The following is a 12682-nucleotide window of genomic DNA, read 5'->3' on the forward strand; positions in this document are numbered from 1 at the left end:
AAAAATGGAACTTCAGAAAATAAAATAATATTATAACTTGATCTTGTGCACTATATAATCAAAAGTTTTGTATCGAGTTAAACAGGTATAAAAACCAAGCCGATTACAAGAAAGTAACATAATGTATTGCAAAATAACATAAAATATGTTATTTTATATAAAAATATGTTACAAGGAGATGCCATATGAAAAAGCAATTAGAGCAGTATTTTGGCTGCGAAGTGAAAATAGCAGAATACAAGAATAAATTGCCATTGCCGATTTTTATGACTATGCGTGATATTACGATGGTTGAAATATATGGTGTTAACTTTGCCATTATAGATGTTATGAAAGAAACGGAGCTAAGTGTTGCCGCAATGAAAAAGCAGAAGGCAAAGTATGAGAAAGCATTGCAGTGTCCTGTGGCATATGAAGTGGTGCTAAACAGCGTGTCCATGAGAAATGCTCTGGTGAAAAACGGAGTTCCGTTTGTGGATTTGCCAGGAAATGTATTCTTACCATTTATGGGGCTTGTATTGCTGGATGTGTATCGTAAGCAGTTTGTTAAGGCAGATAAGATGATGCCTGCCACGCAGATGGTATTCCTGGAACTTTTGTATATGGATGATGAGGAATCTTTGTTAAAAAGTGAGGTTGCAAATAAGCTAAATCTTACGAAAACCTCTATCACAAGGGCAACAGCTCAATTAGAGAAAATGGGGCTCATCCAACAGATTAAATCTGGGACAGAGATTACTGTTATGAGGAATTACTCACGCAAAGAGTATTATGAGAATGCAAAAGCATATTTGATTAACCCGGTTCAAAAAGAAATAACAGTTTTGCGATATGAAGCAACCTTTGAATCATTTAGCGCAGGAGAAACTGCTCTCAGTCAGGAGTCTGAATTGAATCCGCCTAGAATGGAAGTACGTGCAATCTACAAGGGTGAGGAAGTTGTGGATCAGTTGGAAATTGTGGATGCCAGATCGGAAGACCCAGACAAATGTCTGAAGGTACAATTATGGAAATACAACCCTTCTTATTTTGCAAGAGAAGGGCGTGTTGATCCTGTTTCACTTGCATGTACATTCAAAGGTAACGAAGACGAAAGAATAGAAATGAGTATTGAAGAACTGTTGGAGGAATTATAAATGGTACCGGGGATAGGTTCTTTTAGAGAAAAATTCAAAGATTATACGGATTATTACACTATTATTGGTGGAACCGCCTGTGATATTTTGCTTTCAGAGGCAGACCTTCCGTTTCGGGCGACAAAAGACATTGACATGATTTTGATTATGGAAGATAACTTCCCGGAATTTGCAAGTATATTCTGGGAATACATAAAGGAAGGCAGCTATAAGTGCGGATGGTAGAATGAAGAAAATATGCACTTTTATCGTTTTACAGAAGGGAAATTTGGTTATCCAACTATGATCGAACTATTTTCAAGAAATCCGGGCTATCATCTTGAAATAGAAGAGGGGATCGTGCCGATTCATGTCGATGATGATACTTCCAGCTTATCAGCAATCCTTTTGAATGATGACTTTTATAAGTTTATGATGGCTGGCCGAAGAGTCGTCGATGGTATTGGGGTTCTGGGAGCAGAACATTTGATCCCCTTCAAAATGTATGCATGGGTTAATCTTTTAGACAGAAAGAGAGCCGGAGAACATGTAAACGAGAAGGATTTAAAGAAGCATAAATACGATGTATTCCGCCTGCTGCAGATTGTTACAGATGGAACAAAAGTTGAATCAGAAGGCTGGTGACAGAAAGTATTCATAGATATATTGAGGAAATCAGTGCAGTAGATGAATCGGAAGTCCGACTTTTGCAGATGGGAATGCCTTTTGATAGAGATAGGGGTGTGGAGTTGCTGAAGGAGATTTATTTGTAAGTAAAATTGCTTTACATCCAACCGGAATTGCAAGGAAACTGTACCGTTAAAGGTGTTTCAGAAATAAAGGGGAAAAAGAGGATTGTGTATTAGATATGCTTATTTCATAAACAAAGGGAAAAAACTGTATTAAAAGCGGTCTAAAACAAGATGGATTGAAAGTGCTATGCAAATAAAAAGACGTCATAGGTGGTCAGAAAGATTCTGATTACCCGTGGCGTTTATGGGTATTGATGAACAGGGCGGTCCCTATCCGCTTTTGTATATGAGACGGGAGTAATCGGGAAAGTTAGCGGAGCGACGAATCGAAAGTTGGAGGGGCATAATATGAGCGTTAGTAAAAAGGGCAAACGAAAAATTTGCGTTAAAAAAAGAAAATGTTTGGTCTGTGAGCGAAGATTATGATAGTCCATATTACATCTTGAATATATGTTCTATGGAGATAAGCAATGAGTTCGAAAAAGGTAGAATAGATACGGAAAGACTGGTAGGAGGACAGGATGCCTGCATATTTTAATTTATCACTGCAATTTGAAAGAAAGAGTCTGTATTCTGATTTTGTGAAAGATTTTTTCGAGGCTTTGGAACAGGCGGGGATGCAGTATTTGTCCGGCTATTGGGAGGCGGATGGAAATTCCCGAAATGAGATCATTCAATGGAATCAAATGAAATTAGAAAAGGATTTTCAACTGGGCTTTACGGAACATTATTCTCATGATTATAAGCAGGTACTGTATTCTTTTCACGGATATTCAGAGGTGAGGGGATTTTGGATGAACCAATATCCGGAGAAGGGCTGTTTTACATATGAGCTTATCATACCAGAAGATGAGGTACTGACGCATGAAGGAGGCGGAGTCCTCGAAAAGGAACACGAGAAAATTCTGATGGAGTTGGCAAAACGAATATGGGAATTTTCTTATATTCGTTCGATTCAGACAGGCCTGGAAGGCGATGATGCATCGGCAGGTCCTGCAGAAATGAAACAGGGAAAAGCACCAAAGATGCATCCATTTGCAATTTTGGGCGAAAAATATATGATGAAAGAGATCAAAGGACTTATGATTCGACCCTTGAATGGGAAACGTAAGGGATGGCTTTATTACAGACAACCTTAAAAGAGAGAGGAAGTATGAACTGCTTTGGTACCCACGGTCCTATGAGAAATGTCTGGAATCAGGTAATATACCGATGGCGCAAATACAAAAAACGACTCTGACTGAATCTGCGCTGTTATAGGCAGAGGGCGATGAAATAATGATTCAGATATAAAAAAGAGCTTTGGCTATTGAAATGTCAACATAATACCTAGAAGAAAAGTAGGTATATAATAGTAGGGGTGGATAAGAGTGAAACGTTTTTTTGCAATGTTTATTGATGTAACCATATTAGTAGTTTTTTTTTACTTTTACACAATCCCTTTCACCATTCCATCAAATGGATTTGGTCTCTATTTTTTCCAATTTTCCTGGGTGCTCTTGTATTTAGCGTATAATTTTACAGCAGATTATTTTTACAATGGAATTAGTATAGATTGTGTCAATAGTTTTTCGCAAAATTAAAATCTTGCCGTTTGGCAGCCGGTAGTCAGCCGGCTATGATATCAGACAGCTGATCCTCTTCTGGATTGAAAAGATGATCCATATTCATGTAACGTCTGGCTCCCCAGCTTGTTGCTGCTACATGACGCAGTCTGGCACATACGAGCATCAAGGCGCTCTGCCCGTCAGGAAAAGCGCCGATCGCTTTTGTACGGCGTTTAATCTCACGGTTGAGACGCTCAATCGCGTTATTGGTCCGGAGCCGGGTCCAATGCTGCGTAGGAAAATCCATATAGGTCAAGGTTTCCTCGATTCCGTCCTCCACCTTTTTGGCAGCTTTGGCAAGCTTCATAGACCGGAGTTTTTCCGATACCTGGAGCGCTTTTTCACGAGCAGCATCCTTGCTCTCCTGTGCATGGATCGCCTTGAGCATAAGCGCTACCGTTTTCATCTTGTTACGGGGCGTAACAGAAAATATATTTCTGTAAAAATGAACTGTACAACGCTGATATCTGGCATCCGGAAAGACTTCTGGAATCGTTTCAAGCATGCCGAGGTTCTTGTCGCCAATGATCAATCGAACACCAGTAAGCCCGCGTTCCTTCAGCCATACGAAGAAAGAACGCCAGCTTTCACGATCTTCCTTCATCCCTTCAGCGGCACCAAGGATCTCCCGGCAGCCATCCTGGCTGACGCCAATGGCAACAAGAACAGAAACATTCTGGATTTCGCCGCCCCAGCTGCGTTTCAGGTAAACGCCATCTACGTAAACATAAGGATAGCTTCCAGAAAGCGGACGGGTACGCCAGGTTTCGATATGTTCATAAGCCTTTTTGTTCAGGTTACTGATGGTTCCAGGAGATACTTTTGTTCCCCATAAAGCCTCGGTGATATCCTCAACGCGGCGTACAGAAACACCGGCCAGATACATCTCAATCAGAGCTTCTTCCACGGAAGATTCTCTGCGGCGATATCTTTCAATAATGGCCGTCTCGAAAGGAATGCCCTTGAGTTTTGGAACTTTCAGCTCCACTTCGCCTGCAGCTGTATGGAGATTCCGTTTATAATGGCCGGAACGATATCCCTGGCGATCAGAAGAACGCTCATACTTTTCAGCGTTAACTAATTCGTCGGCTTCCTTATCAAGCAGGGCATTTAAAGTCTCCTCAACACTGCTGCGGACAAGATCCTTTAAATCGTGCTTTATTAAATCCTCATTTAGCTGTATAATCTTATCAGACATGGTTTTATAGCCTCCTTTGATAGATTTGGTTGTGGTGACTTAATTTTACCAAACGGCTATAGACCATGTCTATTTTTATGAAATTGATTTTGCGAAATTAATTATACGTCATCCATAGAAAAAGTACAAACCGAGAGGTCCTATTAAAGTACGGCAAAAATCCGGCATCCTGCTCTGAAAACAGAGAAGACGCCGGATTTTTGGCTGTAACGAGCAGAAGTGCCGCTCAATCATTTAGTATTAATGATTTTGCGGCACTCCCCTTACCATCCGGCTGTTTACAGCCCAAGGTAAGGATGGATTATTTCTTATTCTGCCGCTTTTTCCATACTGCAGCTGCGGCTGCAGCGGCGATCACAACTACTGTCACAGGAACTACAGGGAAGCTGTTTTCAGGCTGTGCAGCCGGAGCGGTGCTGTCCGCGGCCTCTGCGCTTTCTGTCTCTTCGCTGCTTTGGGATTCTGTGGATTCGCCTCTTTCCTCATCAACCGGATCGCAGCTTCCGTCTGACAGGAAGGTTAAAACCGGCTGCTCCCGGAATTCATCTACGGTAATTCCGAATCCGGAATAATTGTCTACATAGATTTCCTGCTGTGTATCTGCCAGCCGGACTCCGTGAGCCCCGTCTGAAAGAGTAATCTGCAGGATTCCGTTTTCATCTGTGATGCCGTTCTGCCGCTGACCTCCATCTACCCGGTATGACAGCTCCTGGCCGGCCAGCGGCTCTCCGGACTGGTCTGCAATCAGGACAGAAGCGGTATAGTCCTTTGGCTCATACCCGTCGCCTCTCATCTGAATTCTGTTTCCGGTTCCCGCATATCCCTGCAGCACTCCGTCCTTCATACAGCTTTCCAGATAGGTCTGTACGGTTTCAAGCTCTCCCCCGGCCTCTCCGTATTTGGGAAGGTCTGCCAGCATGGTATAGTCGTTTCCGCCGCTCATAATGTAATTGTTGCTGGCCATCATGATCTCTGTAGTGGTATCTTCCCGATCCAGCGGCTCTGTCTGCCCGTCCAGCGTGATGGAAACTACCTTCTGTCCCTCTTCCCCATCCGGATTAAAGACTGTCGTGAAGCCGGAGATCTGGAGAAAGCCGCCGGAATTCGTCTGCTGAAGAAGCATTCCGGTTTCCTTATCCTGTCCGTCCAGAGCCGTACCGGAAACCTCCATCACCTCGTAGAGGATCGCAGGTGTGACCTTTTTAAGGTAAATGGTATTGGAAAACGGGAAGGCTGAAATCAGATCGCCCATGGTAATGTCTCCGTTGGGGGACATGGCGCGGATGCCGCCGCCGTTTTCCACTGCAATCACCGGCAGATCAGTATCTGTTCCCAGGGTCTGCAGATAGGTTTCTGCAGCGCTGCGGAAAGCATCTGCCGTAAAGTCACCGTAATTTGTTTCAACCAGACGGGTCAGCGCAACCACACCAACCTGTCCGGCCCAGAGTGTGGTTTCTGTGGTGCTTACCGTTTCTCCGAGAAGATCGGACTGGGAGGACTCGATTTGCTTAAGCCGCTCAGCGACGGCAGCATCAGGGACGATGTCTGCCAAATCAGCGGGTCCCAACAGTTCTTCTGAAGCAGATACTTCATCGCCGCGGACTTCCAGGGTCAGCTTTCCGATACCTGCCATTCCGGAGCCGGTCTGGACGATCAGGATGCCGTTTGTCTCTTCATTTTCTACTGTATGGCTGTGTCCGTCAATGATTACGTCAATTTTATCCTGGTACTCCCCGGTCATCGCGTCTGCCAAATCTGCGCTGGTACAGGAGGCGTCCATATTTCCCATATGACACATGGCGACGATCACGTCTGCCCCCTCCTCTTTCAGATGATTGATCTCTGTTTTCGCAGTCTCTATCTCATCCCTGAATTCCAGATCCTTGATTCCAGCCGGGTTGGTGGAGCTGGCGGTATCTGCCGTAGTCAGACCGAAAAAGCCAATCCGAACCCCATTCTGTTCAAGAACTGCATGGCAGCCGCTACTGTCCTCCTGCACATCCTTAAGAAGGGGACTGCCATTTCGGTATATATTGGCTGCCAGGACAGGAAAATCCGCCTTCTGCGCATTGGACAGAAAGGTTTCCGTTCCAAAATCAAATTCATGGTTTCCCGGTGTCATCAGATCGTAACCGGCCAGGTTCATGAGCTCGATTACATCTGCTCCTTTTGTCAGGGAGGCCAGAGGGAGTCCCTGAGTTGCATCGCCGGCGTCTACCAGAATAGAATTCGGGGTACTTTCCTTCAGCCCTGCCGCCAGAGCAATGCCAACAATCTCTTCCCCGTCGCCGTTTAGATAGCCGTGGGTATCATTTGTGTGATAGATAATCACCTCCTGCACAGCATCGCCGTCCTCCTGGTTTCCTGCAGTCTGTGCGGAAACGGTCATGGAAAGCGGCATACACAGTATCAAAGCGGCAGATAAAAACTTTTTCATCATCATTTTAGCCTCCTGTTATCTTCCTTTAAAATATAGTACGTCTGCCTGTTTCAGATCTTTTACTGCTCAATGGGTATTTTATCGGACGGTTGGGATTCTGTCAATTGAAAGCACCTGAGGCTTTAACTGCTGTACAGAAGGGCATCGGGATTGCCTCAGGACACTGATTTCTGTGCAGAGGTCAGAGCAGGGCAGAAAGAAGCCGGCTGGGCTCTTCAGGCAGCAGGAGATAGATTATCCCTTATGCAGTTGTGATATAATTGCATGCTTATAGATTGTATAAATTTCTGTTGCAGTGCAGAAGATATTTTTGTATACTGTTTTTTGGCTCAAATGAAATACAGAAAGATAACGAGAAAGGTGATTCAGAAATGAAGCAAAATGAAAGAAGCGCTGTCCTCTCCAAAGCTGCAGGGGCAGGCGTGATGATAGTTTTATCTGGTCTGCTGGCAGCCGGTTCCGGGCCGCTCTACAAGGCAGTTGCCGGAAGGAACAGGGAAGTGTCCGAAACCCCGGTTTACTATGCAGGTACGTATGAGGGGACAAGCCGGGGGTATGGCGGCCCTGTGACAGTCAGACTGACCGTTTCAGACTACGCCATTGAGGATGTCCGTATCTCAGCGCCGGAAGAGACGCCGGAAATCGGAAAGGCCGTTGCGGTTCAGCTCTCAAACGAGATGTGGAGAGCTAACTCTTTCAGCGTGGACAGTGTATCCGGAGCCACGATGACCAGCAACGCAGTCAAGAAAGCAGTTGGACAGTGTCTGGAGCAGGCAGCCAGAGAGGGGACAGAGGCAGCGAAGCTGTTTGAGGCAGAATTCAGGAGCGAGAAGGAGGCCAGGGGCCTTCCGGAGCTGTCAGAAATTCTTCCGTCTGTGCCGGATGGAGATTACATTTACCGGGATACCGCAGATGACGGCTCCGGCCACTTTAATGAGATCCGGGTGACAGTTGAAAAGGGCACGCTCACGGCTCTCTCCTGGGACGCAGTGGCAATGGACGGAAGCGGAAAACGGGAACAGTCCCTGAGTGGCCAGTATGTGATGACAGAAAACGGCCCCCTCTGGCACGAGCAGGCAGACACCCTGGCTCAGTATGTTGTTGAAAACCAGTCCACGGAAGGGGTTGTGGAAGGCGCAGGGGTCACAGACGCCCTGGCATCTGTGAGCATCTACCCAGGCGGTTTTGTGGACGCTGTGAAAAAATGTCTGATGGCCGCCTCCGGAGATCTGTCCTTTGCCTCTCTGGAAGAGCTGCTTGCAGGGGCAGAGGATGGAACATACAGCTATACAAGCCCGAAAAAGGATGACAGCGGGATGAGTGACCGCATTGACCTGACCGTGAAGGACCATGCCATCGCGGCCCTGGTCTGGGATTCAGTGGGGGAGGATGGAACCGGAAAACGCCAGCTTTCCATGGACGGTCAGTACCAAATGACGGAGGACGGCCCCCTCTGGTACGAGCAGGCGGACACCCTGGCCAAATACGTGCTGGAGAATCAGTCCGTAGAGGGGCTGTCCGACAGCGAGGGCTATGCAACGGATGCAGTCAGCTCAGTGAGCATCAATATTTCTGGTTTTATCAATGCGCTGAAAGGCTGTCTGAGTCAGGGAAACAGGGTAAGCTAAGCGGGCCGGAAGCTGATTTTACAGCCCTGTAAATTTTCGGAAACAGGGAAAGGCTGGAAGAAAAAGCAGCAGAGAAAAAAGCAGGAAATAAAGTTAAACAGGGAAAGAATAACAGAAACTATAATAATAAAAAAACTGTGAAAAACAGCCGACTAAAACAGAGGAGGAGCATATCAAAGAGGATTGCCTTCTGTTTCAGGCGGCTGTTTTCTGTTCAGAGGTATCAAGCCAGTGAATCATTGGCGGATAATCTCCGCATATCCTTTCAGATAGTCGACCTTTCTTCCGTCCTGTATTTCACTCATGAGAAAATTAGCCAGAATAATGCCGGTTTTTCCAAGACTTCGGATAGGGATGAGTTTTTCCAGCAGATTGCTGGCATAGCCCTCATCTGGAAGCTCCTCAATCAAAAAGGCGGCGTACTCGCGGTCCTCTGTCTTTTTCCAGATCAGTTCTCCCTGGCAGGGCAGTCCATCGGCAATCATACCGCGAACTTCCCTGTCTGGATACTCCGTGTCGATCAGGCGCACATAGAGAGAGGGATTCTGGGTATAGCGAACCAGCTTGTCCCGATCACTGTACTGAAAACGTGTCACAGAGGAAAATGGAACACGTTCCATGGAAAAATCCACTTTTTTCAGAAACTCGATTTCCCCTATGTGCTTCTGTTTCAGCTCCACCGCCCGCTGCATGGATTCAAGGCTCTGTATCTGCCTTTCCAGCTGTTCCCCCACGCCTGTCAGCACCTTGCTGTAATCCTCCAGGCTGAAATGGCTGAAATGCTCCATCTCACGCACAGGAATGCCGATTTTTCGGTAAAAGGCGATCTCTGCAATGTTCAGCAGATCCGCAATGGTATATTTTCTGTAGTTGTTCAATTCCTGATAAACGGAAAAGATGCCGGCATCCTGCCAGTACCTGAGTGTATGCTCCGGTATGTCTAACAGACGGGACACCTCTCCGATAGATAAGTATTTTTCCATAGTATTGTCTCGGTTCCTTTCAGACAGCGCAGATGCGCAGGTATAATGACTGTTTTACGGTCATTATACCATCTCGACTAGCGTCTCGATGGGACTGCTCGTCAAATGCATGCTCATGCAAGCATGGCATGCGCTTTCCTCGCTATTATACCATATCCGCCAACGGATTACACAGGGGTTTTGTGAATTCCTGTGCTGCGGCTGCAGATGGCTATTGACTCTCAAGTTACTTGAAGCTTTATAATTCAAATAAATGAAACATCTGAATATGAACAGAGGAGGAATGAAGGTATGAGCGGAGCTGCCAAGAAGAAAAAATGGTTTGAGAATGTCAAGATGCCGCATACGTATGTCATCCTGATCACGATTCTTGTGATTATGACGATTCTCACCCATATTATCCCGGCCGGACAGTATCAGAGGGTGGAGGATCCGGTCAGCGGGACAACGGTTGTGGTGCCGGACAGCTTTGAGTTTGTGGACATTGAGGCGCCGGGCTTTTTTGACATTTTCCTGGCCCTGCAGAGAGGGTATGTGGATGCGGCGGATATTATGTTTCTGATTATCTTTGCCTACGGATTTGTGTATATGCTGGTGAAGAACGGAACCATGGACGCCGCCCTGGGAACCCTGGTCAGGCTGGTGGGAAAAAAGATACAGCTGATGATCCCGATTACCATGATTGTGCTGGGACTTTTAAGCTCTACCATGGGAATTTTCGAGGAGGTTTACGGTCTGTTTCCCGTCTTTGTGGGGATTGCGGTAGCTCTGGGGTATGATATGGTGGTGGGAGGCGCGATTGTCTACCTGGGCGTGGCTATCGGGTATGCGTCGGGAACCTTTAATCCCTATACGGTCGGAATTGCCCAGGATGTGGCAGGAGTGCCCCTCTACTCGGGACTTGGCCTCAGGATCGCCGTTCTGATTGCCTTTGAGCTGCTGGCGATTCTTTATATCATGCATTACGCCCGCAAAGTAAAGGCCGATCCGACGAAATCTGTTATGTATGGGGTGGAAACAGACTTTGCTCAGAGAAAGAGTCTGGAGGAGCTGACGGGTGCAAGGATGAATACAAGGCAGAAGCTGTGCCTGCTCCTCTTTCTGGGGACGCTGTGCGGACTTCTCTATGGAATCACCCAGGCTGGCTGGGGCATCAACGAGATTGCGGCCATGTTTCTGATGATGATGATCTTCGTGGGAATTGTCAGCGGGTATTCAGCTACGGAAATCTGCAAAACTTTTATTGAGTCTACGAAGTCTATGGTATCCTCCATGCTGATTGTGGGATTTACCAGAGGGATCCTTCTGATTATGAAGGATGGAATGATTTCAGACACCATCGTCTACTACCTGGTCAATCTGCTTTCCGGTGCCAGCAAATATGTTTCTGCCTACGGAATGCTGATCCTGCAGAATATTATTAAATTTTTCATCACAGGCTCCTCCAGCCAGGCCACGATCACCATGCCGATCATGGCGCCGACGGCTGAGCTGATCGGGCTCAGCAAGCAGATAGCAGTCCTGGCCTACCAGTTTGGAAACGGCTTTGCAGAAATGTTCTGGCCGACCTCCTGCGCTCTGGGCTGCGGTCTGATGGGCGTACCCATTAACAAGTGGTATAAATTTGTCACGCCGCTGTTTGGGCTGGTGCTGGTGCTGGAGTTTGTGTTTATGACAATCGCAGTTGCCATTGGATACTGTTAAGAGGAGGCAAAAAGAATGGTTATTAAAAACGGACAGGTTCTGCTGTTTGAGGAGGGCGGATTTTTAAACAGGGACATCCGCATCAGAGACGGGAAAATAACAGAGGTTGCAGAGCAGATTATCCCGGATGAGGGGGAGGAAATGGTGGAGGCATCAGGAAAATATGTAACTCCCGGCCTGATAGACGCTCACAGCCATATCTGCATCAGTGAGGAGGGAATGGGAGCTGTGGGCGACGACTGCAATGACTACAGCGACGCCGTGATGCCCTATCTTGACACGCTGGATGCCATCAATCCCTTTGATCTGGCGGTAAAATCAGCGGTGGAGGCAGGTGTGACCTCAGTCTGTGTCTGTCCGGGAAGTGACAGCGTAATCGGAGGAATGTGCAGCGTTATAAGCCTTTCCGGCACGGTGGCTGACCAGATGCTGCTGATGGGGAAGGCCGCAGTCAAATGCAGCTTTGGGGAGAATCCGAAAAATGCGGGATACGGTTTTAAGTCCCGGATGGGAAATGCCTGGCTTCTCAGGAAATGTATCGAAGACGCCTTAGAATACCGCCGCAGAAAGGAGGAGTCATTAAAAGCCGGTTCCCATTTCAGAACAGATATAGGAATGGAACATATGCTGCCTCTGCTTGAGAGAAATATTCCTCTCCATGCCCATGCACACCGGGCAGATGACATCTGCACGGCAGTCAGGATTGCCAGAGAATACAATCTGAAGCTGGTGATTGTGCACTGCACAGACGGAGTTTCTGTGTTAGACTATCTGAAGCAGTTTGACTATCCGGTTATTCTGGGGCCGACCATCAATCCCAGGTCCAAGCTGGAGTGTATGGCGAAGGGGTTTGAGACAGCCGGGATTATGAGCCGGGCCGGGTTTAAGGTCTGCATAACAGCAGATCACGATGTGACTCCTGTCTATTATCTTCCAGTCTATGCAGCCCAGGCCGTGCGAGCCGGTATGGACGAGACAGAGGGACTGAAGGCCATCACGAAAAATCCGGCGGAGGTTCTGGGAATCGGGGAGAGAAAGGGCGAAATAAAGCCTGGAAAGGATGCAGATCTGGTTATCTGGTCCGGAAGGCCCTTTGCATTTGAGACAAAGGCCGAATCTGTCTTTATTATGGGAAAAAGAGCTGCAGGGAGCGAAGAAAGATAAAAGGCATACAGAGAGCGTGCCCCTGGACAGGGTGAGACTGTCCGGGGACACGCTTTGCGGCCGTTGTAAAAGGAGAGAGGGCAGCTCAAAG

At 47.0% G+C, this 12682-nt stretch carries 10 protein-coding genes; 7 read left to right on the plus strand and 3 right to left on the minus strand.

Annotated elements, in window-relative coordinates:
- The first annotated feature begins 185 nt into the window (after positions 1 to 185).
- From LK436_RS08295 to LK436_RS08310, 4 genes are all read left to right on the plus strand, one after another.
- Positions 186 to 1136: a hypothetical protein gene (locus LK436_RS08295; RefSeq protein WP_008395629.1), complete on the plus strand. Its 951-nt coding sequence runs from the start codon at positions 186 to 188 to the stop codon at positions 1134 to 1136.
- Positions 1137 to 1361, plus strand: a complete 225-nt coding sequence (locus LK436_RS08300; RefSeq protein WP_008395627.1) for a hypothetical protein — start codon at positions 1137 to 1139, stop codon at positions 1359 to 1361.
- Between the two features lie 12 nt (positions 1362 to 1373).
- Positions 1374 to 1760, plus strand: a complete 387-nt coding sequence (locus LK436_RS08305) for a hypothetical protein (protein WP_008395626.1) — start codon at positions 1374 to 1376, stop codon at positions 1758 to 1760.
- A 628-nt stretch (positions 1761 to 2388) separates the two neighbouring features.
- Positions 2389 to 3006 carry a hypothetical protein gene (locus LK436_RS08310; RefSeq protein ID WP_008395622.1) on the plus strand — a complete coding sequence of 206 codons (618 nt, stop codon included), beginning with the start codon at positions 2389 to 2391 and terminating at the stop codon, positions 3004 to 3006.
- Between the two features lie 469 nt (positions 3007 to 3475).
- Here the strand turns inward: LK436_RS08310 and LK436_RS08315 are convergent, their stop codons facing one another.
- Both LK436_RS08315 and LK436_RS08320 read right to left on the minus strand, forming a co-directional pair.
- Complete coding sequence (locus LK436_RS08315; RefSeq protein ID WP_008399502.1) at positions 3476 to 4672, minus strand: IS256 family transposase; 1197 nt, start codon at positions 4670 to 4672, stop codon at positions 3476 to 3478.
- Between the two features lie 301 nt (positions 4673 to 4973).
- Positions 4974 to 7115 carry a 5'-nucleotidase C-terminal domain-containing protein gene (locus tag LK436_RS08320; protein ID WP_008398660.1) on the minus strand — a complete coding sequence of 714 codons (2142 nt, stop codon included), beginning with the start codon at positions 7113 to 7115 and terminating at the stop codon, positions 4974 to 4976.
- Positions 7116 to 7483: 368 nt separating this feature from the next.
- Here LK436_RS08320 and LK436_RS08325 point away from each other — a divergent pair, with 368 nt between their 5' ends.
- The gene (locus LK436_RS08325; protein ID WP_049932343.1) at positions 7484 to 8740 is read left to right on the plus strand and encodes an FMN-binding protein; all 1257 of its coding nucleotides are present in this window, start codon (positions 7484 to 7486) and stop codon (positions 8738 to 8740) included.
- 236 nt (positions 8741 to 8976) lie between these two features.
- On the opposite strand, the gene LK436_RS08330 is transcribed toward LK436_RS08325, so the two are convergent.
- Positions 8977 to 9723, minus strand: a complete 747-nt coding sequence (locus tag LK436_RS08330; protein WP_008398663.1) for a MerR family transcriptional regulator — start codon at positions 9721 to 9723, stop codon at positions 8977 to 8979.
- A gap of 291 nt (positions 9724 to 10014) precedes the next feature.
- Between LK436_RS08330 and LK436_RS08335 the strand changes: the two genes are divergently transcribed.
- Together LK436_RS08335 and LK436_RS08340 are read left to right on the plus strand one after the other, a co-directional pair.
- Positions 10015 to 11427, plus strand: a complete 1413-nt coding sequence (locus LK436_RS08335; RefSeq protein WP_021966343.1) for a YfcC family protein — start codon at positions 10015 to 10017, stop codon at positions 11425 to 11427.
- Between the two features lie 15 nt (positions 11428 to 11442).
- Positions 11443 to 12591: an amidohydrolase family protein gene (locus LK436_RS08340; protein WP_008398666.1), complete on the plus strand. Its 1149-nt coding sequence runs from the start codon at positions 11443 to 11445 to the stop codon at positions 12589 to 12591.
- Positions 12592 to 12682 lie beyond the last annotated feature (91 nt).

The organism is Clostridium sp. M62/1 (assembly GCF_020736365.1).
Classification (GTDB): Bacteria; Bacillota; Clostridia; order Lachnospirales; family Lachnospiraceae; genus Otoolea; species Otoolea saccharolyticum_A.

Excerpts from the sequence above, each read along its gene's own strand:
- LK436_RS08310 (WP_008395622.1), top strand. The coding sequence starts at position 2,389 with ATGCCTGCATATTTTAATTTATCACTGCAATTTGAAAGAAAGAGTCTG.
- LK436_RS08305 (WP_008395626.1), top strand. The coding sequence starts at position 1,374 with ATGCACTTTTATCGTTTTACAGAAGGGAAATTTGGTTATCCAACTATG.
- LK436_RS08295 (WP_008395629.1), top strand. The coding sequence starts at position 186 with ATGAAAAAGCAATTAGAGCAGTATTTTGGCTGCGAAGTGAAAATAGCA.
- LK436_RS08300 (WP_008395627.1), top strand. The coding sequence starts at position 1,137 with ATGGTACCGGGGATAGGTTCTTTTAGAGAAAAATTCAAAGATTATACG.
- LK436_RS08340 (WP_008398666.1), top strand. The coding sequence starts at position 11,443 with ATGGTTATTAAAAACGGACAGGTTCTGCTGTTTGAGGAGGGCGGATTT.
- LK436_RS08320 (WP_008398660.1), bottom strand. The coding sequence starts at position 7,115 with ATGATGATGAAAAAGTTTTTATCTGCCGCTTTGATACTGTGTATGCCG.
- LK436_RS08325 (WP_049932343.1), top strand. The coding sequence starts at position 7,484 with ATGAAGCAAAATGAAAGAAGCGCTGTCCTCTCCAAAGCTGCAGGGGCA.
- LK436_RS08330 (WP_008398663.1), bottom strand. The coding sequence starts at position 9,723 with ATGGAAAAATACTTATCTATCGGAGAGGTGTCCCGTCTGTTAGACATA.
- LK436_RS08335 (WP_021966343.1), top strand. The coding sequence starts at position 10,015 with ATGAGCGGAGCTGCCAAGAAGAAAAAATGGTTTGAGAATGTCAAGATG.
- LK436_RS08315 (WP_008399502.1), bottom strand. The coding sequence starts at position 4,672 with ATGTCTGATAAGATTATACAGCTAAATGAGGATTTAATAAAGCACGAT.